The 21530-nt window shown below is 69.6% G+C and carries 19 protein-coding genes; 4 read left to right on the top strand and 15 right to left on the bottom strand.

What is annotated here, in order from left to right:
• Positions 1–49 precede the first annotated feature (49 nt).
• Together ABD333_RS13160 and ABD333_RS13155 are read right to left on the bottom strand one after the other, a co-directional pair.
• Positions 50–1069 carry a helix-turn-helix transcriptional regulator gene (locus ABD333_RS13160; RefSeq protein ID WP_344540825.1) on the bottom strand — a complete coding sequence of 340 codons (1020 nt, stop codon included), beginning with the start codon at positions 1067–1069 and terminating at the stop codon, positions 50–52.
• Positions 1066–2034: a helix-turn-helix transcriptional regulator gene (locus tag ABD333_RS13155; protein WP_344540824.1), complete on the bottom strand. Its 969-nt coding sequence runs from the start codon at positions 2032–2034 to the stop codon at positions 1066–1068. Before ABD333_RS13155 ends, ABD333_RS13160 begins: the two co-directional genes overlap by 4 nt.
• Before the next feature lie 137 nt (positions 2035–2171).
• Between ABD333_RS13155 and ABD333_RS13150 the strand changes: the two genes are divergently transcribed.
• The gene (locus tag ABD333_RS13150) at positions 2172–3254 is read left to right on the top strand and encodes a DUF3866 family protein (protein ID WP_344540823.1); all 1083 of its coding nucleotides are present in this window, start codon (positions 2172–2174) and stop codon (positions 3252–3254) included.
• A gap of 6 nt (positions 3255–3260) precedes the next feature.
• Here the strand turns inward: ABD333_RS13150 and ABD333_RS13145 are convergent, their stop codons facing one another.
• The 13 genes from ABD333_RS13145 to ABD333_RS13085 form a co-directional block, all read right to left on the bottom strand.
• Positions 3261–3761 carry a DUF3291 domain-containing protein gene (locus tag ABD333_RS13145; RefSeq protein ID WP_344540822.1) on the bottom strand — a complete coding sequence of 167 codons (501 nt, stop codon included), beginning with the start codon at positions 3759–3761 and terminating at the stop codon, positions 3261–3263.
• Between the two features lie 33 nt (positions 3762–3794).
• A complete protein-coding gene (locus ABD333_RS13140; protein WP_344540821.1) occupies positions 3795–4451 on the bottom strand; it encodes a helix-turn-helix transcriptional regulator in 657 nt (218 codons plus the stop codon).
• Between the two features lie 106 nt (positions 4452–4557).
• Positions 4558–5502, bottom strand: coding sequence for an FKBP-type peptidyl-prolyl cis-trans isomerase (locus ABD333_RS13135; RefSeq protein ID WP_344540820.1), 945 nt, complete (start codon positions 5500–5502; stop codon positions 4558–4560).
• Positions 5503–5639: 137 nt separating this feature from the next.
• The gene (pafA, locus tag ABD333_RS13130; protein WP_344540819.1) at positions 5640–6998 is read right to left on the bottom strand and encodes a Pup--protein ligase; all 1359 of its coding nucleotides are present in this window, start codon (positions 6996–6998) and stop codon (positions 5640–5642) included.
• Positions 6999–7164: 166 nt separating this feature from the next.
• Positions 7165–7854, bottom strand: a complete 690-nt coding sequence (gene prcA, locus ABD333_RS13125; RefSeq protein ID WP_344541564.1) for a proteasome subunit alpha — start codon at positions 7852–7854, stop codon at positions 7165–7167.
• 21 nt (positions 7855–7875) lie between these two features.
• The gene (gene prcB / locus ABD333_RS13120; protein WP_344540817.1) at positions 7876–8742 is read right to left on the bottom strand and encodes a proteasome subunit beta; all 867 of its coding nucleotides are present in this window, start codon (positions 8740–8742) and stop codon (positions 7876–7878) included.
• Positions 8743–8922: 180 nt separating this feature from the next.
• Positions 8923–9831 (bottom strand): endonuclease VII domain-containing protein, encoded by a 909-nt coding sequence (locus ABD333_RS13115; protein WP_344540815.1) that lies wholly within the window; start codon positions 9829–9831, stop codon positions 8923–8925.
• Between the two features lie 101 nt (positions 9832–9932).
• Positions 9933–10142 carry a ubiquitin-like protein Pup gene (locus ABD333_RS13110; protein WP_344540814.1) on the bottom strand — a complete coding sequence of 70 codons (210 nt, stop codon included), beginning with the start codon at positions 10140–10142 and terminating at the stop codon, positions 9933–9935.
• Between the two features lie 203 nt (positions 10143–10345).
• Positions 10346–11863, bottom strand: coding sequence for a depupylase/deamidase Dop (dop, locus tag ABD333_RS13105; protein ID WP_344540812.1), 1518 nt, complete (start codon positions 11861–11863; stop codon positions 10346–10348).
• Positions 11860–13119 carry an acyltransferase family protein gene (locus ABD333_RS13100; RefSeq protein WP_344540810.1) on the bottom strand — a complete coding sequence of 420 codons (1260 nt, stop codon included), beginning with the start codon at positions 13117–13119 and terminating at the stop codon, positions 11860–11862. Before ABD333_RS13100 ends, dop begins: the two co-directional genes overlap by 4 nt.
• 625 nt (positions 13120–13744) lie before the next feature.
• Positions 13745–15508 (bottom strand): proteasome ATPase, encoded by a 1764-nt coding sequence (arc, locus tag ABD333_RS13095; RefSeq protein ID WP_344540808.1) that lies wholly within the window; start codon positions 15506–15508, stop codon positions 13745–13747.
• A 336-nt stretch (positions 15509–15844) separates the two neighbouring features.
• Entirely contained in the window at positions 15845–16822 is a 978-nt protein-coding gene (locus ABD333_RS13090) for a tRNA (adenine-N1)-methyltransferase (RefSeq protein WP_344540806.1), read from the bottom strand.
• Between the two features lie 111 nt (positions 16823–16933).
• Complete coding sequence (locus ABD333_RS13085) at positions 16934–18124, bottom strand: site-2 protease family protein (RefSeq protein WP_344540805.1); 1191 nt, start codon at positions 18122–18124, stop codon at positions 16934–16936.
• Positions 18125–18182: 58 nt separating this feature from the next.
• Here ABD333_RS13085 and ABD333_RS13080 point away from each other — a divergent pair, with 58 nt between their 5' ends.
• From ABD333_RS13080 to ABD333_RS13070, 3 genes are all read left to right on the top strand, one after another.
• Positions 18183–19244: a RecB family exonuclease gene (locus tag ABD333_RS13080; RefSeq protein WP_344540803.1), complete on the top strand. Its 1062-nt coding sequence runs from the start codon at positions 18183–18185 to the stop codon at positions 19242–19244.
• A gap of 97 nt (positions 19245–19341) precedes the next feature.
• Positions 19342–20562 carry a sensor histidine kinase gene (locus ABD333_RS13075; RefSeq protein WP_344540801.1) on the top strand — a complete coding sequence of 407 codons (1221 nt, stop codon included), beginning with the start codon at positions 19342–19344 and terminating at the stop codon, positions 20560–20562.
• 78 nt (positions 20563–20640) lie between these two features.
• The gene (locus tag ABD333_RS13070; protein ID WP_344540799.1) at positions 20641–21321 is read left to right on the top strand and encodes a response regulator; all 681 of its coding nucleotides are present in this window, start codon (positions 20641–20643) and stop codon (positions 21319–21321) included.
• Positions 21322–21530: the final 209 nt, after the last annotated feature.

Genomic DNA, 21530 nt, shown 5'->3' with positions numbered 1-21530 from the left:
GGAGTCCACGCCACGTCCGTCACGGTAGCGGAAGCCGTCACGCCGTGCCCTACCGAGTGGTCGCGTCGTACTGGCCCAGCGCGCGGACCGCGTCGGACCTGATCTCCGCCGCCAGCTCCCGCGGCTCCACCACCCGGCCCTCGTCGCCGAGCCGCAGCGCCAGCCCCCGCACCCACCGCGTGTCGGGCGTGCGCAGGACGATCCGCAGCCGCCCCTCCCCCAGCTCCTCGACGCTCTCGCACGGGTAGTAGTCGGCGACCCAGCGGCCCTGCGGGGTCAGGTCGAGGGTGACCCGCACATCGTCCGGCGAGGGACGGAACAACCCGGCGTCGAGGTCGATCGGCTCGGCGTCGTCGGGCACCTGCGCGGCCACGTCCAGCACCGTCAGGTCACGGATCCGGTCGAGGCGGAACACCCGGACCGCCTCGGCGCGCCGGCACCACCCCTCCAGGTAGGTGTTGCCCTCCACGACCAGCAGCCGCATGGGGTCCACGTCGCGTTCGGTGTTCTCGTCGCGGGCGGGCACGTAGTAGCCCAGGTGCACCCGGCGCCCGCGCGCCACGGCGTCGCGCAGGGTGGTCAGCGTGTCACCGCGGGCGTCCACCTCGACCGAGACCTTGCTGCTCACCGCGGCGGCGGCGCCGGCGGCGCCCTCCAGCTTGGCGATCACCCGGCTGAGGGCGTCGCGGTCCTGCAGGTCGGGGATGCCCGCCAGCATCCGCAGCGCCACCAGCAGGGCGCTGGCCTCGTCCACCTTCAGCCGCAGCGGCCGGGCGATCGACTCGGCCTCGGTCACGATGATCTCGCCGCCCTCGTAGGACAGGTCGATCGGGCAGTACGGATCGGGGGCGCGCAGCTCGACGCACCACAGCAGGTTCAGGTCGTCGATCAGCTGCTTCTCGGTGACGCCGAACGCGGCGGCCGCCTGGTCGAGGGCCACCGAGTCGCGGTTGACCACGTACGGCACCAGGGCCAGCAGCCGCCCCAGCCGGTCGGTGGAGGTCGTGCCGCCCGCCTTGCCCGCGGCCGTCTTGCCCGGTGTCGTCTTGCCCGGTGTCGCCTTGCTCACTGGTCGCTCCCCGCCAGGACCGCCTTCAGCTGCTGGATGACCGCCTCGCGCAGGTCAGGTGGGTCGACGACCAGCACGTCGTCGGCGAACCGGGCCAGGTAGGGCGCGAAACGGTCGACGTCACGGAACGTCAGGACGGCCTCGTCCCAGCCGTCGGCGACCGGGTGCACGTCCTTGGCCCACTGCCTCGGCCCCTGCGCGGCGCCGGTGCGCAGCCGGACGGTGGCCGGGCGCGGCTCGGTGACCGGGTCGCCCCAGGTGAACGCGATGCTGCGCACGTCCACGCCGGGCGGCACGGTCACGCTGCCCGCCGGGCCGTCGGCGGCGACCTCGCCGGTGATGCGGCTCAGCCGGAACACCCGCGTCTCCTCACGGTCACGGTCGTGGCCGACGACGTACCAGCGGCCGCGGCGGCTCACCACGCCCCACGGCTCCAGATGCCGGCGGGCCACGGAGGTCCGGCCGATGCCCTGGTAGTCGAACGCCACCGGACGGCCGTCCCGCACGGCCTCCCACAGCGCCGGGAAGGCCGGATCGCCGGTGTCGACCCGCGGCTCGATGCCCAGGCCCGTCGAACCGTCGGTCTCCACGCCCGCGGCGCGCAGCTTCAGCAGCGCGCCCGAGGCGGCGTCGGCCATGCTGGCCCGCTGCCAGACCCGGGCCGCCAGGCCCAGCACGGCGGCCTCGTCCGGCGTCAGATGGATGTCGGGCAGCTCGTAGGCCTGCGGCGGGATGCGGTAGCCGATCTCCTCACCGCCGCCGCCCTGCTGGTCGCTGCCGACTTCGAGGGGCACGCCGAGCTCGCGCAGCTCCTCCTTGTCGCGTTCGAACATGCGTTTGAACGCCTCGTCGGAGTCGGGATAGCCGGGCACCGCCCGGCGGACCTGCTCCGCCGTCAGGAAACGCCGGGTGGCGAGCAGGCAGACCACCAGGTTGAGCAGACGCTCGGTCTTGCGCCGCGACACTTCGCCACCACCCTCTTTCGTTCGTTTTCCGCCGTTGCCCGCGGCCACCGCCTCCCGCGGCCACCGCACGACCACCCTCGCAAAGGACGAGCTGCGCTTGCGGGCTTTCTCCCGATCAGGACGCTACCGTTTCCGGTGTGATCCGATGGCGCAAAGGCACGGTAGAGGGCATCCGCCGGGAATGGCCGGGGGCGGTCGAGCTTGACGTCACGGTCGAGGGCGACGGCTCCCGCCGGGCGCTGGCCTACCCCACGCTGGTGGGAAGACCCGAGCCGGGCGACGTCGTCCTGCTCAACACTACGGCCTTGGCGATGGGGTTGGGCACCGGCGGCTACGCCATGGTCGTCGCGATCCCCGACCGGCTGCCGCCCGACCCGTCCGGCCCCGGTCACCTGGTCAAGGCCCGCTACACGCCCCTGCAGGCCACCCTGCTCGGCGCCGACGAGCAGGACTCCCCCCACCACGAACTGCTTCGCGACGCCGACTCCCTGGACGGCATGCCGGTGGTCGTCGCCGACCTGCACTCGGCGCTGCCGCCGATCCTGGCGGGACTGCTGGCCGACCGGCCCGGCGCCAAGGTCGTGTACGTGATGCCCGACGGCGGCGCGCTGCCGTCCTGGTTCTCGATGTCGATCGGGCGGCTGCGCGACGCCGGGGTCCTGGCGGGCACGGTGACCGCGGGCCAGGCCTTCGGCGGCGACCTGGAAGCCGTCACAGTCCACACCGGCCTGCTGGCCGCGAGGCTGGTCCTCGGCGCCGACGCCGTCGTGCTCGCCCAGGGACCGGGCAACCTCGGCACCGGCACACGGTGGGGCTTCTCCGGCGTGTCGGCGGGCGAGGCGATCAACGCCGCGGCCGTCCTCGCCGGACGCCCCGTCGGGTCACTGCGCGTCAGCGAGGGCGATCTGCGCGAACGCCACCAGGGCGTCTCCCACCACAGCATCACCGCCTACGGGCGGGTCGCCCTCGCGCGAGCCGAGATCGTCGTCCCCGAGCTCGGCGGCGAGTTCGGCACGAAGGTCGCCGCGCAGGCCGCGGCGCTGGGCGAACGCCACGACCTTGTCCCGGTGGGCGTGGAGGGCCTCACCGAGCTGCTGCGCGCGGCCGAGAAGGACTGGGGCGTGCGGATGTCCACGATGGGGCGGCGCCTCGACCAGGACCTCGCCTACTTCCTGACCACCGCGGCCGCGGGCCGTCACGCCGCCGCCCTCCTGCCCTGACACCGGTCAGGCCAGAGCCGAAGGCTCCATCAGGTCCTGCGGAGTGAATGTCTCACGGAACGTGAAGGCCCGCGGCGAAGGGCCCTCCGCCCGCAGCAGCTCCAGGCGTTCGAAGGCCTCCTCCAGCGTCGGGATGTGCCCGGCGGGAACCCACCAGAGCACCTGCTCCGGCCGCCGCGGCCGTTCGAACCACTCCCCACGCCGCCGCAACGCGTCCAGGTGCCCACTCCGGTAGACGTAGTCCCAGAGCGCGTCCTGGCTCTCCCACACCGACATGGTGACGACGACGTCCGGGCCGAGCGGCTGGATCGAGCGGGTGTCCACCCCCGACTCCCCCACCAGGCGCCACACGTAGCCGGGCGAACGCTCGGCCATCTCGTTGACCGGCTTGAGCCAGTCCACGAACTCCGCGACGCGGGGGTCATCGAGGGGGTACTTGAGCTTGCCGAGGTTGAGCTGGGCCAGGTGGAAGCGGTTTGCCTGATCGCTGAAGTGATGTCCGGTCATGGGACTCACCTCACCATGCACCCCACTTCTATGTCAATTCTCATTATTTTTAGAAGTCTCCACCACCGTGCAGCACAGCCCGGGCTTGGCGTCCATGCGCACCCGGACGCCCTCCGCGCCCTCCAGCAAGCCTTCGAGCAAGGCCAGGTTCATGCCGCACACCAAGGGCGGGAAGCGCTCCGACAGGGCATGGAACGGGCAGTTGCGCATGCGGATCACGGCACCGTTCTCCTCCAGCCGCGGCTCATAGCCGCGACCGGCCAGCAGCTCCGCGACCGCCTCCGGCCCCTCCGGCCTGCCGTCGCCGCGTTCGGCGCGCCCCCGCCTGCGCGCGGCCTCCTGCAACTCGGCGTCCAGCCGAGCTGCCTCAGCCACCTCAGCCAGCAGGTCGGCGGCCGTACGGTAGTCACGGGCCGGCACGGAGAACTCATGCTGAGCCGCAGCCCGGCGATAAAGCTTGGCCGGGCGGCCCGCCCCCGGTCCCGAACGCCCGGTCAGGCGCCTGCTCTCGGTCTCCAGCAGGCCCGCGGCGGCGAGCTTGTCCAGATGGAACGCCGCGAGCGTGCGCTGGACGCCCGTGCCCTCGGCCGCCTGGTTACGGCTCACCTCGTGGTCCTGGGCGGCCACGTACTCGTACAGGCGCCGCCGGACCGGGTCCTGCAGCACGGCGATCGCGTCGATGTCCTCCACCCGGCCATTCTAAGAACAACCGGCTCGGGCGATAGAACTGCGACCCTACGGCGAGCGCCGAACTAGTGGGCGCCGGGCTAGTGGGCGTCGGGCTAGTGGGCGCGGGCTAGTGGGCGCCGAGGATGTCCACGACGAACACCAGGGTGTCGGTGCCCTTGATCCCTGCCTGCGGCAGGCCCTTCGAGCCGTACCCCATCGCAGGAGGCACGACCAGCAGGACCCGGCTGCCCACCTTGCGGCCGAGCAGGCCGTCGTCCCAGCCCTTCACGACCTGGCCCGTGCCGATGGTCACGGCGTACGGGCGGCCGGCGCTCCACGAGGAGTCAAAGACCTTGCCGTCCCGCCAGAAAAGCCCCACGTACTGCAGAGCCAGCAGTTGACCCTTACGCACCTCCGGCCCGGTGCCCTCCACCAGCACGTTCACCGCGAGCTTCTTGGGCGCCGCGACGCGGGGCACGGTCACCGTGGGGGCCTTGCCCGTCTGCCCTTGCACCTTCGGCATTCTCGGGTCGTTCAGCGGCTGCGCGCCGCCCTGCGCCCCGGCGGTCGACGAGTACACCGCCCGGACGTCGAGCACGTAGACCAGTGAGTCACTGGCGCCCACCTGGTGCTGGGCGTCGCCCTTGCTCCCGTAGCCGTCCTTCGGCGGGATCTTGGCCACCACCCGGCCCCCCGCCCGGCTGCCCTCCAGCGCCTTGTCGAGGCCCTTCACCAGGCGCCCCACGGGGAACGCGCCGGGCTGACCGGCCATGTAGGTGTTGGCCAGCAGCTTGTAGCCGCCGTCGCTCCAGCGGTAGCCGACGTAGTCGGCGACCACCAGGTCACCCTTGCGCGCCGCGGCGCCCTTGCCCTTCTCCAGCGTCTTGACCGCCAGCTCGTCGCCCGGTCTGTCCTTGGGGAACGAGACGTCCGGCCGCTGTCCGACCTCGCCCTTGACCGCGACCTGGATGTCGCCGAGGTCGTCGCCGAACAGCGAACAGCCGGTGAGCAGCAGGGGGATGATCAAAACGGCCGCCGCCGGACGGCGGAGACCGGTGGGACGACGGCGCATTCGGGTCCTTCGCGGATACGGAAACCTTCAGGGGACGAACCGGGGGCGGTGAGCCCGGCTGAGCGCTCACCTTACCCCCTGGTCACCTCCCGGTAGCCCCGTGTGCCCGCCTTACCGCCGCACCGGGCGCGCCCGTCTCACATCCCGGCGATGAGCTTGTCGACGCGTTCGTCGACGGACCGGAACGGGTCCTTGCACAACACGGTGCGCTGCGCCTGATCGTTGAGCTTGAGATGCACCCAGTCGACAGTGAAATCGCGGCGCTTCTCCTGCGCCTTGCGGATGAACTCACCACGCAACCGGGCCCGCGTGGTCTGCGGCGGCACCGACTTGGCCTCGAAAATCTCCAGATCCTTGGCCACCCGCTCCACCGAACCCCGCTTCTCCAGCAGGTAGTACAGACCCCGCTCCCGGTGCACATCGTGGTAAGCCAGATCCAGCTGCGCCACCCGCGGCGAGGACAACGGCAGATCGTACTTGCGGCGGTACCGCTCGATCAGCTGGTACTTGGTCACCCAGTCGATCTCCCGCGACACCAGATCCAGATCGCCGGTCTCCACCGCGCGCAGCGTCCGCTCCCACAAATCCAGCACCCGCATCGCGACCTCGTCGCCGCCGCGCCGGTCGATGAAGTCCTTGGCCTTGCCGAAATACTCCTTCTGAATCTCCAGCGAACTGGCCTCACGGCCGTTGGCCAGCCGCACCTTGCGGCGGCCGGTCATGTCGTGGCTGACCTCGCGGATCGCCCGGATGGGGTTTTCCAGGGTGAGGTCGCGCATCACCACGCCGGCCTCGATCATGCGCAGCACCAGGTCGGTCGCGCCGACCTTGAGCAGCATCGTGGTCTCGCTCATGTTCGAGTCGCCGACGATGACGTGCAGTCTTCTGAACCGCTCGGCGTCGGCGTGCGGCTCGTCCCGGGTGTTGATGATCGGCCGGGATCGGGTGGTGGCGGAGGAGACGCCCTCCCAGATGTGCTCGGCGCGCTGCGACACGCAGTAGACGGCGCCGCGGGGCGTCTGCAGCACTTTGCCGGCGCCACAGATGATCTGCCGCGTGACCAGGTAGGGAATGAGCACATCGGCCAGCCGGCCGAACTCCCCGTGCCGGCCCACCAGGTAGTTTTCGTGGCAGCCGTAGGAGTTGCCGGCCGAGTCGGTGTTGTTCTTGAACAGGTAGATGTCGCCCGCGATGCCCTCCTCGCGCAGCCGCCGCTCGGCATCGACCAGCAGCCCCTCCAGGATCCGCTCACCCGCCTTGTCATGGGTGACCAGGTCGATGACACTGTCGCATTCGGGCGTGGCGTACTCGGGATGGCTGCCCACATCCAGGTAGAGCCGCGCACCGTTGCGCAGGAACACATTGCTGGAACGACCCCACGACACCACCCTGCGGAACAGATAGCGCGCCACCTCATCGGGTGACAACCGCCGCTGACCGCGGAAGGTGCAAGTGACGCCGTACTCGTTCTCAAGCCCGAAGATGCGCCTGTCCACACCATGACCCTATGCGGCCGGACACTGACTTGGCAGCCTCTGAAGCCTCTGGTTTCGCAGGGCCCCGACCCGGCACCTTTACGCCGTAGATCAATAACGGGCGACGGCGGCCCGCCACGCCCGCGCATAACGCAGGCACGGCGAGCCGCCGCAAGATGACGCCGAGTCAGGACTCGTTCTCGCCGAGGAGACTCTCGGTCCGCGCCGTCGGCAGCCGCCTGAACAGGCGGTGCTCACGGTTGCGGTCCAGAACCGCGACCTCCAGCGACTTCGCCTCCAGATGCCGGTCAGAATCCTGCGCCTCCAACGACCGCACGGCCGCCTTGAGCGCCTCCGCCAGCGACATGCCCTCCTGGAAACGGTCCTTCAGCGCCTGCGCCACCGCCTCGGCCTGGCCACCCATCGCCACATAGCCGTGCTCATCGGCCACCGAACCGTCGAACGTCAGCCGGTAGATCTGGTCGGTGGCCGCCTCCGCGCCCACCTCGGCCACCACGATCTCCACCTCGTACGGCTTGTTCGTATCAGTGAAGATCGTGCCCAGCGACTGCGCGTACACGTTCGCGAGCCCCCGCGCGGTCACGTCACGCCGGTCGTACTGGTAGCCGTTCACATCGGCGTACCGCACCCCACCCAACCGCAAATTCTCGAACTCGTTGTACTTGCCGACCGCGGCGAACGCGATCCGGTCATAGATCTCGCTGATCTTGTGCAGCGCCCGGGACGGATTGTCGGCAACGAACAGAATGCCATCGTCGTACTGCAGCACGACAACGCTGCGGCCACGCGCGATCCCCTTGCGCGCATAGTCCGCCTTGTCCTTCATCTGCTGTTCGGGCGACACGTAGAACGGCATGGACACCGGTCTGGATCCCTTCTATCGCAGCGGGGCGGTCGGACCGCCCGGCGAGTCGTAACGCCCGTCGACGACGGTCTGCGCCATGGCGCCCACCTCGTCCTCACCGAGCCTGCGGTACCCGTCGGCCGTCACCGTCGCGACCACGGGAAAGATCCGGCGCGTCAGATCCGGGCCACCGGTCGCCGAATCGTCATCGGCCGCGTCGTACAACGCCTGCACACACACCAGCGCCGCGTCCTCCGGCGACAACTCCGAGCGGTAGAGCTTCTTCAGCGCGCCGCGCGCGAAAACCGAACCCGATCCGATCGAGTAGAAGTCCCGCTCCTCGTACCGGCCCCCGGCCGGGTCATACGAGAAGATCCGCCCGATGTCGCGCTCCTCGTCATACCCGGCGAACAGCGGCACCACCGCCAGACCCTGCATCGCCATGGCCAGATTGCCCCGCACCATCGTCGCCAGCCGGTTCGCCTTACCCTCCAGCGACAGCGTGCGACCCTCCATCTTCTCGTAATGCTCCAGCTCCACCTGGAACAACCGCACGATCTCGATCCCGATCCCCGCCGTACCGGCGATCGCGATGGCCGAGAACTCGTCCGCCCGGAACACCTTCTCGATGTCCCGCTGAGCGATCACGTTCCCCGCGGTCGCGCGCCGGTCTCCCGCCATCACCACCCCACCGGGGAACGTCACGGCGACGATCGTCGTACCGTGCGGGATATCGTCCCCCACCGGGGACACCGGAGGCGTCCGCCGCCCGGGCAACATCTCCGGGGAATACGCCCCCAGAAACTCCGTGAACGAGGACGTGCCCGGGTTCATGAACAGCCCCGGCAGACGTCCGGTGTGCGAATCGTGGGACGCCACGCGACTCCTTCCCTCCACCATGGCGCCGGCTCCCCCAGACGAGCTCACCGGCGCGGACGTCTATGACCCTACTGTTCCGACGACGGCCACTGCATGCCGCGTGATCCCTACCGCGATCAGCCGATGGCGAACCCGCTCCGCCCTGCCCCGCCCCACGCGATGACAACGGCGCGGAGCAGGCCACCCATGGCGAACCGGCGATCAGCGGACCAGCGTCCCTTCCAAATAGTCCGCCGCGCGCCGCAGCGTCACCGGATCATCCCGGAGCTGCCCCATCCCCGTATTGCACTCCGGGCACAGCAGCCCCCGCACCTTTCCGGTCTCGTGGCAGTGATCGACGTGAACCGCCGGAGCCGACCAACAGATCGGGCACCGGTCCCCCAACTGAAACCCGATCCGGAACAGCTCCCGGCCGGGCGCCCCATGCCGCGCGATCATTCGCTTGCTGAGCCGACATTCATTCTCGGCCCTGAACGTCATGATCTCGACCAGCACCTCATCGACAGGCTGCGCGGCAACCCTGGAATGCCGATCCAGATACTTGGCCGCGGCACGGAGACGTTCCACGTCGTCACCGAATTGGCCGAGTGCGCCATTGCAGCTGAAGCACAGGAGCCCACGGACCTTTCCGGTCTTGTGGCCGTGATCCACATGCTTCGGGTCGCTGCGGAGGCAGATGATGCAGACGCCGCCCTGCTCAGCGGCCATCCGCTCCACGTCCTCTACGGTGATGCCGTAGCGTCGCTTGAGCATGTAGTTGCGCTGGCCACCGTGGGTGCGTTCTTTGATCTCTGTCATGGCCGCCGTGTGGCAAGGGCGACAATAGGCTGTCAGCCCCGACTTCTCCGAACGATTGCGGCCGAACGCTTCGAGGGGCTTGGTCTCTTGGCACCGGGGACAGTACTTCATGCCCTCCGGCACTGCTGAGTGCCTGCGATAGGGTCTCGCCTTTTTGCCCAGCTTCTCCTGGCCACCTCGATAGGAGGCAGCGTTACGGCGCCCGAAACATTCTTTGCAGTAAAGCGCAAGGCCGTCGGGAGAGGCCTTGCGCTTCCAGAAGTCCGTGGCGGGCTTGAGTTCACCACAGTCCCGACATTCCTTGGATGCCATGGCGGGGAGATTACCGCGCATCCGCGTCTGGTGTGACTGTATGAAGTTAGGTGGTCACGATATACCAGTAACTCCGGTTCGGAATTGATGTCCGATTTGCCCTACTCTCCGCCCTTTTGCACGTAGCTGCGGACAAATTCCTCTGCGTTCTCTTCGAGAACTTCGTCGATTTCGTCCAGAATGGCGTCTACGTCGTCGGTAAGTTTGTCCTGGCGTTCCTGGACGTCGCCCTCGGTCGCGGCCTGGGTCTCCTCGACCTCTTCGGTGCGCCGCGTGGTCTGCTTCTGACCGCCGCTGTCCTTCGTGGCCATCCCGTACCTCCACTCTGCCGATGTCCCCAACCCTATCTCCGATCACCGGCGGCGAGCGGACCTCGCCGGTCCGTTTCGCCACCCGGGCAGCGCCGGGGCATGCAGGGGTTATCGCCGGTCCTGGAATCGCTGAAACGGGCAAACCGGTCACGAACGTGCGGCGGACGGCCCCGCCCCGGCGGGGCGGAGGGCGCGTCCGTGGGTCAGCTCTGGCCGGTGAGGGTGGCGACGAGGTCGGCGGCGGTACGGCAGCGGTCCAGCAGGGGTCCCACGTGCTGCTTGGTGCCGCGCAGCGGCTCCAGGGTGGGTACCCGCTGCAGCGACTCCCGGCCCGGCACGTCGAAGATCACCGAGTCCCAGGAGGCGGCCGCGACGGAGTCGGCGTACTGGCGCAGGCAGCGGCCTCGGAAGTAGGCCCGGGTGTCCTCTGGCGGATCCTCGACGGCGCTCTCGACCTGCTGCTCGGTGACGATTCGCTCGACCCTGTCGCGGGCTACCAGGCGGTTGTAGAGGCCCTTGTCGGCGCGGACGTCGGAGTACTGCAGGTCGACCAGTTGCAGGCGCGGGTGTGACCAGTCGAGGCCGTCCCGGCTGCGGTAGCCCTCCAGCAGTTCGAGCTTGGCCACCCAGTCCAGTTCCCGGGAGAGCTGCATGGGGTCTTCGCCGAGGCGGTGCAGGACCGACTCCCAGCGGTCCAGGACGTCCTTGGTCATCTCGTCGACGTCGGCGCCGAACCGGTCTTCGACGTACTTGCGGGATTGTTCGAGGTATTCCATCTGCAGCTGGACGGCGGTCATCTTGCGGCCGTCACGTAGCGTGAGCAGGTGCTTGCAGGTCGGGTCGTGCGACACCGCGCGCAGCCCGGCCACCGGCATGTCGACCGACAGGTCGACGGTCAGGAACGAGTCTTCGATCATGGCCAGGACCAGGGCGGTGGTACCGAGTTTGAGGTAGGTCGACACCTCGCTCATGTTGGCGTCACCGATGATCACGTGGAGCCGGCGGTATTTCTCCGGGTCGGCGTGCGGTTCGTCGCGCGTGTTGATGATGGGGCGCTTGAGCGTGGTCTCCAGGCCGACCTCGACCTCGAAGAAGTCGGCGCGCTGGCTGATCTGGAATCCGTCGCCGCGGCCGTCCACGCCGATGCCGACTCGTCCGGCGCCTGCCACGACCTGCCGCGACACGAAGAACGGGGTCAGGTGGCGGACGATGTCGGCGAACGGCGTCTCGCGCTTCATGAGGTAGTTCTCGTGGCAGCCGTAGGAGGCGCCTTTGTTGTCGGTGTTGTTCTTGTAGAGCTGGATGGGGTGTGTGCCGGGCACCAGGGCGGCGCGGGCGGCGGCGTCGGCCATCACGCGTTCGCCGGCCTTGTCCCAGATGACGGCGTCGCGGGGGTTGGTGCATTCGGGTGCGGAGTATTCGGGGTGCGCGTGGTCGACGTAGAGCCGGGCGCCGTTGGTGAGGATGACGTTGGCGAGGCCCAGGTCTTCGTCGGTGAGCTGGGTGGGGTCGGCCACCTCACGGGCCAGGTCGAACCCGCGTGCGTCGCGCAGCGGGTTCTCCTCCTCGAAGTCCCAGCGGGCCCTTCTCGCCCGTGCCGCCGATGCCGCGAGGTAGGCGTTGACGACCTGTGAGGAGGTCACCATCGCGTTGGCCCCTGGCTGACCGGGTACGGAGATGCCGTACTCGGTCTCGATGCCCATCACCCGCCGAACACTCATATCGTCGAGCCTATCGGGGCGGAGGGGGTGGAGCCATGGGGCTCCTCCCCGGGTTGCGGGACTGTCCGCGCCGGTAGGGGCGATACCTCCGATTCGTTCGTGTGGGGCACGCGGGCCGCTGGATCGTCCGGTGAGGTGCCGGAAGGACGTGCGCGCCTGCCGCGCCGGGTGCCGGTGTCGGCGGTCTGGAGCCGGGCGAAGGATTCGCGCAGGCGTGGTTTGAGCCAGGCGGCGAGGGGTTCTTCGACGAGTTTGTGGATGGCGTAGGCGGCGGCGAGCACGATCACGATGATCGTCAGGGTCGCGGTCCATGGGGCCATGGCGGGGTAGATGAGGCGGGCGAGCGGCGGCGCGACGTCGTAGTGGATGAGGTAGACGGGGTAGGTCAGCGCGCCGAGGGTGGCGAAGAAGCGCCAGCGGAGCCAGCTGAGTTTGCCGGTGGCGACGAGCGCCATGATCGCGAAGGTGAGTGTGACGATGATCGCGACGGCGGGCCAGGCGTCGGCGGGCGCGATGCGGTAGGCCTTCTCGACCGCCGCGGGTACCGCGTAGCGGACCGCGCATGCCCAGGAGAAGCCGACGAAGAGCCACAGCAGCAGGGATGAGCCGAAGCGGTGGATGAGGTAGAAGGCCATTCCGGCGATGAAGAACGGGGCGTATTCGGGGATGAGCAGGCTCTCGGCGATCTTGCTGTTGCTCTCGTGGGCGAACACGCTCAGCACGGACCAGGAGGCCATGAACGTGATGCAGCGCTGGTAGGTGACTCCGGCGATCACCAGGATCGAGATCAGCGCGTAGAAGTGCATCTCGGTCCAGAGCGTCCAGAAGACGTTGCTGGCGTTCCGGACGCCCATTCCCTGCTGGAACATCGTCAGGTTGGGTATGACGGTCTCGAGTTCGCCCCAGCCGAGCCCGGTCGTGTAGTAGATCACTCCGATGAGGAGCACGGCGAACCAGTACGCCGGGTAGAGCCTGACGATCCGCGAGACGGCGAAGTCGGCCATGCTGCGGCCCCAGACGCTCATCAGGATGACGAAGCCACTGATGAGGAAGAACAGTTCGACCCCGAGGTAGCCGAACTGGGTGAGGGCGGAGACGGGCCGGAAGAGTTCGCGTGCCTTCTCCCCCTCGAAGGGGCCGCCGCGTGAACCGGTGTAGTGGTAGAGCACGACGGCCAGGGCGGCGAGGAAGCGCAACAGGTCGACTTCCAGCAGCCGCACTCGTCGGGGGGCGTGTGCTTTGGCTTCGGCAGACATTGGGGACGAGCCTAAGGGACACATAAGCCCCGGCTGGCCAGATTCTGACCTTCCGTTAACCCACCTTCAAAGAAACAGGCGCCCGCGTACGCCTGCGCCCGCGTACCCCTGCGTTCGGCCTACACCTGCGTTCGGCCAACCCTGCGTCCGGCGTACACCTGGCGCCCCGCGTATACCCGCGTTTGGCGTCCGGCGTACGCCTGGCGCCTCACGTACAGCTGCGTTCGGCATACGCTTGGCGCCCGCGCACGGCTCGTTCGGCGTAAGCCTGCGTTCGGCCTACCCCTCCGTTCGGCGTAGGCCTGCGTTCGGCCTACCCCTGCGTTCGGCGTACACCTGGCGCCCCGCGTATACCTGCGTCTGGCGTCCGGCGTACACCTGGCGCCTCGCGCACGGCATACGCCTGGCGCCTCGCGTACGGCTCGTTCGGCGTACGCCTGTGCCCGCGTACGGCTGCGTTAGGCGTGCGCCTGGCGCCCCACTTACGGCTGCGTTCGGCGCTCGGCGTACGCCTGGCGCCTCGTGTACGGCGTCCCGGGAGGCCCGCGGGGGGTCGGCACGTGAACGCGGCGGCCTCCCGGGGGTGGCCGCCGCGTTCGTTACGAACTGTGGTGGGGTGGTGACGTTACAGGTACTGGCCGGTGTTGGCGACGGTGTCGATGGAGCGGCCGGCCTCGGAGCCCTTGGTGCCGGAGACGAGCGTGCGGATGTAGACGATCCGTTCGCCCTTCTTGCCGGAGATCCGGGCCCAGTCGTCGGGGTTGGTGGTGTTGGGCAGGTCTTCGTTCTCGCTGAACTCGTCGACGCAGGCGGCGAGCAGGTGCGCCACGCGCAGGCCTTTCTGGCCGGTGTCGAGGAACTGCTTGATGGCCATCTTCTTGGCCCGGTCGACGATGTTCTGGATCATCGCTCCGGAGTTGAAGTCCTTGAAGTACAGGACTTCCTTGTCACCGTTGGCGTAGGTGACCTCCAGGAAGCGGTTCTCCTCGCTCTCGGTGTACATCCGTTCGACGACCCGCTGGATCATGGCGTCCACGGTGGCCTCCGGGGAACCGCCGTTCTCCTTGACGTCGTCGGGGTGCAGCGGCAGGCCCTGCAGGATGTACTTGGAGAAGATGTCCTTGGCCGCCTCGGCGTCCGGACGCTCGATCTTGATCTTGACGTCCAGCCGGCCGGGCCGCAGGATCGCCGGGTCGATCATGTCCTCCCGGTTGGAGGCGCCGATGACGATCACGTTCTCCAGGCCCTCGACACCGTCGATCTCGCTCAGCAGCTGCGGGACGATGGTGTTCTCGACGTCGGAGGAGACGCCGGAGCCACGGGTGCGGAAGATCGAGTCCATCTCGTCGAAGAACACGATCACCGGGGTGCCGGCGGAGGCCTTCTCGCGGGCCCGCTGGAAGACCAGGCGGATGTGCCGCTCGGTCTCGCCGACGTACTTGTTGAGCAGCTCGGGGCCCTTGATGTTGAGGAAGAAGCTCTTGCCCTCCTGGCCTGTCTGCTCGGCGACCTTCTTGGCCAGCGAGTTGGCGACGGCCTTGGCGATGAGCGTCTTGCCGCAGCCGGGCGGGCCGTACAGCAGCACGCCCTTGGGGGGGCGCAGCTGGTGCTCGCGGAACAGGTCCGCGTGCAGGTACGGCAGCTCGACCGCGTCCCTGATCATCTCGATCTGCGAGCCGAGCCCGCCGATCTCGTCGTAGGAGATGTCGGGGACCTCTTCGAGGACCAGTTCCTCGACCTCGGCCTTGTGGATCTTCTCGTAGGCGTATCCGGACCTCGGCTCGAGCATCAGCGAGTCGCCCGCCCGCAGCGGGACGCCGCGCAGCGGCTCGGCCAGTTTGATCACGCGTTCCTCGTCGGCGTGCGCGATCACCAGGGCCCGTTCGCCGTCGTCGAAGAGCTCCTTGAGCATGACGACCTCGCCCTGCTCTTCGAACTCCAGTGCTTCGACGACGTTGAGCGCCTCGTTGAGCATGACCTCCTGGCCACGCTGCAGTTCGTCGACGTCCACCGCGGGGCTGACGTTGACCCGCAGCTTGCGGCCCCCGGTGAAGATGTCGACCGTTCCGTCGTCGCGGGTCTCCAGGAAGACCCCGAATCCCGACGGTGGTTGCGCGAGCCTGTCGACCTCCTCCTTCAGCGCCACGATCTGCTCGCGAGCCTCTTTGAGGGTCGCTACGAGACGCTCGTTCTGACCCGTTACGGCGGCCAGGTTGGCCTGTGCCTCATGGAGTCGTTCTTCCAGAACACGTACTTGGCGCGGGGATTCCGCGAGCTTGCGGCGCAGCACGGAGATCTCCTCCTCCAGGAAGGAGATCTGCGTTTGAAGGTCCCTAACCTCCTTGTCGTGCTGCGCCCTGCGCGCCCCAGCATCGTCACGAGCGGCCACGCCCCGTCACCTCCTCACGAAGAGAGCCGACGACCTACTGAGACCCTACCTATCTGAGGGGCATCCGTAACCTGCCGCTTCGGTTCTCGTGTCCTTGGGGCCTGGCGCGGGCGGCCCGGAATAGCCCGTTCCAACGACCGGGAGAATCCGCCGGCGCGTCGCGCGGACCACGAAATTCCCGGCATCCGCCGACCTGGCCAAGCGAAGTTCGCTGATTACGGCCCTACCGGAAGTGGTGTTCGGCTCGCAGGCACGCTCGGTGAATTCACCGGGGGCGGACGGACCCGTGGTCGCCGGGACGCCCAGGTCGGCCCTCCGGCGTCACGAAAATGTGATCTAGACCTCGGCGGTCTCGGGCGTGGCGCCGCCCGCGGGCTCGGCGGGCTCGGCCGGGCCGGAGGCGTCGGGTTCGGCGTAGGCGCCCTTGGCGGGACGGCGGCGGCGCAGGGGCGGGGTGACGCCGTCGGCCAGCCTGCGGGCTGTCACCAGGAAGCCGGTGTGGCCGACCATGCGGTGGTCGGGCCGGACGGCGAGGCCCTCGACGTGCCATGAGCGCAGCATGGTCTCGAACGCGTACGGCTCGGCGAAGGCGCCGTGCTCCCGCAGCCCCTCCACGACCCGCGACATCTGCGTGGTGGTGGCGACGTAGACGCAGACCATGCCGCCGGGGATGAGGGCTTTGGCGACGGTGTCCAGGCATTCCCAGGGCGCGAGCATGTCCAGCACGACGCGGTCGATCTCGGTTTCGGCGAGGGAGTCTTCCAGGGAGCCGACGGTCAGCCGCCAGGCCGGGTGGGGGCCGCCGAAGAACTTCTCGACGTTGCCTTTGGCGACGTCGGCGAAGTCGGCGCGCCGTTCGTAGGACGAGACCATGCCGCGTTCGCCCACCGCGCGCAGCAGGAAGCAGGTCAGCGCGCCGGATCCGGCGCCCGCCTCGACGACGCGGGCGCCCGGGAAGATGTCGGCCATGGCGATGATCTGGCCGGCGTCCTTGGGGTAGACGACGGCGGCGCCGCGCGGCATGCGGACCGCGAAGTCGGCCAGCAGGGGCCGGAACGCCAGGTACTCGGTGCCGCCGCTGGAGCGGAACACCGAGCCCTCGGGGCTGCCGATGATCTCCTCGTGGGGGATCGAGCCCTTGTGCGAGTGGTAGACCTTGCCCGGCTGGAGCGTGATCGTGTTGATCCGGCCCTTGGGGTCGGTGAGCTGAACCTGGTCGCCGGCGCGGAAGGGGCCGTGGGGGATGCGGCCGTACGAGTCCTGGGCGGGGGAATCGGGGCCGTCGGTGCCGGCGGCCGGCTGGGGTTCGCTCATGGGAGTCAAGGCTATCGGCGGGAAGCCCCCGCTCAGACCGCCCGGAGGCGGGCCGGGCAGGTCCGGAGAGGCAAGGGCGCGAGGGGGGCCGGGCGGTCTCCGCGTCGCTGCTCAGATCCCGGCGAACGCCCGGTCGACGTCGGCGGTCGCGAGGACGCCGTAGACGCGGCCGTCCGGCTCGACGAGCAGGTATTCGGAGGCGGGCGCGCGGCGGAGCGCGATGATCAGGTCTTCGCCGGTGAGGTCGGCGCGGAGGGTGAGGTCGGCGTCCAGGCCCCGTGACAGCTCGCCGACCTCGATCCAGGGCCGGCGGTGCTCGGGCGTGGCGGTCACGGCCTTCTCGTTCACCAGGCCGAGCGGCCGTCCGTCGTGGTCGACGACGACGAGGGCGCCGGAGCGGTCCTCCTGGGCGCGGCGCACCGCCTCCGCCAGCGGCACGCCCGCCGTCACCAGGGTGGCGCGGCGGGCCAGCCGGCGGGCGTCGAGCAGGGGGATGCGGTCGCGTACCCGTTCGGCCCGGATGGCCTGGGTGGCGCCGACCCAGATGAACGAGGCGACGAGCGCCGACCAGAGCAGCGCCAGCCAGCCGAAGCCGCCGCCGCCCGCGGCGGGCCGGGTGGCGAGGAAGGCGCCGACGAGCAGGGTGAGCAGCGCGACCCCGCGCCCCACCCAGCCGGCGAAGATCGCTCCGTTGCGGCTCTGCCCGGTGGCCTTCCAGACCGCGGCGCGCACCAGCCGGCCGCCGTCCAGGGGCAGGCCGGGCAGCAGGTTGAACACACCGACCAGCAGGTTGGCGAAGGTGAGCGCGTCGACGAGCAGGACGGCCACGCCCGAGAGCGGCAGTACCAGGTGCGCCAGCAGCCCGAGCCCGGCGAGGACGAGGTTGACCAGCGGCCCGGCGAACGCGATCAGGAACTCCCGGCCCGGGGTGGGCGCCTCGCGTTCGATGGAGGTCTCGCCGCCGAGGATGTGCAGGGTGACCGAGCGCACGGGCAGGCCGAGCGCGCGGGCGGTCACGGCGTGGCTCAGCTCGTGGACGAACACCGACGCGTAGAGCAGCACCGCGTAGGCGAACGCGACCACGAAGCTGCCGGGGCGCCCGATCACCTCGGTCTTGAGGACCTGGTTTTCGAACATGACGGTGACGACCACCGCGACCAGGAACCAGCTCGGGGAGACGTACACGGGGACGCCGAAGGGGCGTCCCATGAAGATGCCCTGCCCGCCCCGGCCGGGACCGGCGTTGTCGGGTTCGCCGCCGGGTGCGGTCTTGCCTTCGGTCGGGGGTGCGCTCTCTGCCACGACCCCGATGCTACGCGGCTGCGGGATTTCGTCGGTGGCGTCCCCTAGGGTGCTGGACATGACGACCACCGAGGCCGCAGGCTCGCCGGACACCGTGCCGGGGCCTGGGGCGAGCGACGGCCCCCAGGTGATCGGCTCTCTGTCCCCCTCGCGGGCGGGCGATTTCATGACCTGCCCGCTGCTCTACCGCTTCCGGGTGATCGACCGGATTCCGGAGCGGCCGAGCCCCGCCGCGGTGCGCGGCACGCTGGTGCACGCCGTGCTCGAACGGCTCTACGACCTGCCGAGGGAGCAGCGTACGCCGCCTGCCGCCCTTGACCTGCTGGCCCCGCAGTGGGAGCGGTTGCGGGCCGAGGAGCCGGAGCTGGCGCGGCTCTTCGCCGCCGCCGGGGAGCGCCCGGCAGGCCAGGACGCGGCCGGCGCCCAGGATGCGGCGGACGGCCCGGGCGGCGAGGCAGGCCCGGGCGGCGAGAGCGGCCAGGACGGGGCGGGCGCCGGCGAGGGCGACAGCGCCGACACCGGCGCGGCGGCGGCGGTCGAGCGAGAGTGGTTCGAGCAGGCGCGGCAGATGGTCGAGCGCTACTTCACGCTGGAAGATCCGCGCCGTCTGGAGCCCGCCGAGCGGGAGTTGTTCGTCGAGACCGTGCTGGCGTCGGGGCTCAAGCTGCGCGGCTACATCGACCGGGTGGACGTCGCGCCGAGCGGCGACGTGCGGATCGTCGACTACAAGACCGGCACCGCGCCGCGTGCCGACTTCGAGGCGCGGGCGCTGTTCCAGATGAAGTTCTACGCCCTGGTGCTGTGGCGGCTGCAGGGCCGGGTGCCGCGGTTGCTGCAGCTCATGTACCTCGGCAACGGCGAGGTTCTGCGCTACGAGCCCGACGAGGCCGATCTGCGGGCGACCGAGCGGAAGGTCGAGGCGCTGTGGGCGGCGATCCGGCGGGCGACGGAGACCGGTGAGTGGCGCCACCGCACGAGCCGGCTGTGCGACTGGTGTGATCACAAGGAGCGCTGCCCGGGCTGGGGCGGCACGCCGCCTCCGCTGCCGGAGGCGCCGGTCGACCGTCCCTCCCCCGCCGATCTGGAGGTCTCGGCCCACGGCCGCGGCGACGATCTGTGATCCGACCTGCGAGGTCGTTCCGCTCCTCCTTGCGGAGGAGCTGAGATCCCCGTCCAGGAGGGCTCACCACCTGGCACGACGTCCTAGGGTGAGAAGTGTGTCACCCCGCATCCGTGGCCTCGCGGCCTTCCGTGCCTGGCTTCAGTCCCGCCCGCAGGCGGCTGACGCCGTCCTGGCGCTGGCCTTGCTGCTCATGGGGTTCCTCCAGCTCTACCTTGAGGACGTCCCGCCGGAGCTGACGAAGTACTACGGGGTCTCGGACGCCACCCATGTGGCATTGATCGTCGCCATCACGATGGCGATCACCTTCCGGCAGCGTTATCCGATGACGGTGTTGTGCTTCATGGTGGCGGGCGAGTTCTGGATCACGCTCGCGCACTATCAGGCGACGATCCCGGACGTGGTCGCGTTCATGTTGGCGATCTACAGCGTCGCCGCGCACCGGGGGCTGGCGCACAGCGCGCTGGGCGGGCTGCTGGCGCTGATCTCGTTCAACACGATGCTGGCGCTGTTCCCGATGCAGCCGGGCGTCATCACCTATCTGATGGACAACGCGCTGGTCATCGGGGTCTGGGTGCTGGGCCGCAACCTGCGGCTGCGGCGGGCCTACTTCGCCGAGCTGGAGGACCGTGCCGCCCGGCTCGAACGGGCCCGTGGCACCGACGCGAGGGCGGCCAGGGTCGAGGAACGGTCCAGGATCGCGCGTGAGCTGCACGATGTCGTCGCCCACCACGTCAGCGTGATGACGGTCCAGGCGGGCGCCGCGCGGCGCATCCTGGACCGGGACCCGGGCAGTGCCCGCGAGGCCATGACCACCATCGAGGAGGTCGGCCGTACGGCGTTGAGCGAGATGCGCCGGATCGTCGGGGTGCTGCGGACCGACCGCGACCCGGAGCGGGCGGGCGGCGAGCTCGCGCCCCAGCCGGGTCTGGGCGACCTCGGTGAGCTGCTCGACCATGTGCGGGAGACCGGGTTGTCGGTGCAGTTGTGGATCGAGGGGGAGGCGCGCACGCCCTCCCCCGGCGTGGACGTCGCGGCCTTCCGGCTCATCCAGGAGGCGCTGACCAATACGCTCAAGCATGCCGGTCCTCAGGCGCGCGCCTGGGTCCGGCTCTACTACACCGACGACGACCTGACCGTGGAGATCGAGGACGACGGGCGTGGCACTGCGACGATCATGGCTGACAACGGGGACAATCCGGGGCATGGCCTGGTCGGCATGTACGAGCGGGTCGCGCTGTACGGCGGCGAGCTGCGGATCGGGCCGCGGGTCGGTGGCGGTTTCGGCGTGCGGGCCCGGTTCCCCCTGGAGGCATGACCTTGTTGAGCGGAGCGAGCAGATGAGCCGGTCGAGCGGAGCGAACGAGCGCATGAGCCGGTTGAGCGGAGCGAAGCGATGAGCACGGTGCGGGTTCTGCTCGTGGACGACCAGCCGCTGCTGCGGACCGGGTTCCGGCTCATTTTGGAGGCGGAGGGCGATCTCGCGGTGGTGGGCGAGGCCGGGGACGGCGCGGCGGCGGTGGAGATGACGCGTTCGCTGCTGCCGGACGTGGTGCTGATGGACATCCGGATGCCGGGCGTGGACGGGATCGAGGCGACCCGGCGGATCATCCGTGAGGGCGCCGCGTCGCATGACCCGAAGGTGCTGATCCTCACCACGTTCGACCTGGACGAGTACGTGATCGAGGCGGTGCGGGCGGGGGCCAGCGGGTTCCTGCTGAAGGACTCGCCGCCGGAGGATCTGGTGCAGGCCATCCGGATCGTGGCGGCCGGTGACGCGATCGTGGCGCCGAGCGTGACGCGGCGGCTGCTGGACAAGTTCGCCACCCGGCTCCCGGCGGTCCGCGACTCGGCTCCCCCGCCCGGCCTGGACACGCTGACCGATCGTGAGCGCGAGGTGTTGTCGCATGTCGCGCGGGGCCTGTCCAACGCCGAGATCGCCGCGGAACTGGTGGTCAGCGAGACGACGGTCAAGACGCACGTCGGCAACGTCCTGGCCAAGCTGGGGCTGCGTGACCGGGTGCAGGCGGTGGTGTACGCCTACGAGACGGGGATGAGCCGGCCCGGCCAGAGCTGATCCGGCCCGGCCGAAGGCGATCCGGCCCGGCCGAAGCCGATCCGGGCTGACCAAAGCTGACGCGGCCATCCGCCAAGAGGACGACGCGGGCGGTGCTCCTCCGTCCAAGGGTGGAGTGCGAAGTCCCTTCCCTGGGTGCATCTCACAAGCCACACCGGCTCCTACTGTTCTGTGTCATGGGTCGCATCGGGGGAATCGCGGCCCTTCGC

The sequence above is a fragment of the Actinomadura fulvescens genome, from assembly GCF_039533225.1.
GTDB lineage: Bacteria > Actinomycetota > Actinomycetes > Streptosporangiales > Streptosporangiaceae > Spirillospora > Spirillospora fulvescens.
Note: the sequence above shows the minus strand (reverse complement) of the source record. Positions and strands in the feature narration are given on the sequence as shown.

What these genes read in the sequence shown, in the direction of transcription:
- ABD333_RS13145 (WP_344540822.1), bottom strand. Translation starts at nt 3,761, where the DNA reads ATGACCGGACATCACTTCAGCGATCAGGCAAACCGCTTCCACCTGGCC.
- ABD333_RS13135 (WP_344540820.1), bottom strand. Translation starts at nt 5,502, where the DNA reads ATGCGCCGTCGTCCCACCGGTCTCCGCCGTCCGGCGGCGGCCGTTTTG.
- prcA (WP_344541564.1), bottom strand. Translation starts at nt 7,854, where the DNA reads ATGCCGTTCTACGTGTCGCCCGAACAGCAGATGAAGGACAAGGCGGAC.
- prcB (WP_344540817.1), bottom strand. Translation starts at nt 8,742, where the DNA reads ATGGTGGAGGGAAGGAGTCGCGTGGCGTCCCACGATTCGCACACCGGA.
- ABD333_RS13115 (WP_344540815.1), bottom strand. Translation starts at nt 9,831, where the DNA reads ATGGCATCCAAGGAATGTCGGGACTGTGGTGAACTCAAGCCCGCCACG.
- ABD333_RS13110 (WP_344540814.1), bottom strand. Translation starts at nt 10,142, where the DNA reads ATGGCCACGAAGGACAGCGGCGGTCAGAAGCAGACCACGCGGCGCACC.
- dop (WP_344540812.1), bottom strand. Translation starts at nt 11,863, where the DNA reads ATGAGTGTTCGGCGGGTGATGGGCATCGAGACCGAGTACGGCATCTCC.
- ABD333_RS13100 (WP_344540810.1), bottom strand. Translation starts at nt 13,119, where the DNA reads ATGTCTGCCGAAGCCAAAGCACACGCCCCCCGACGAGTGCGGCTGCTG.
- ABD333_RS13090 (WP_344540806.1), bottom strand. Translation starts at nt 16,822, where the DNA reads ATGAGCGAACCCCAGCCGGCCGCCGGCACCGACGGCCCCGATTCCCCC.
- ABD333_RS13080 (WP_344540803.1), top strand. Translation starts at nt 18,183, where the DNA reads ATGACGACCACCGAGGCCGCAGGCTCGCCGGACACCGTGCCGGGGCCT.
- ABD333_RS13070 (WP_344540799.1), top strand. Translation starts at nt 20,641, where the DNA reads ATGAGCACGGTGCGGGTTCTGCTCGTGGACGACCAGCCGCTGCTGCGG.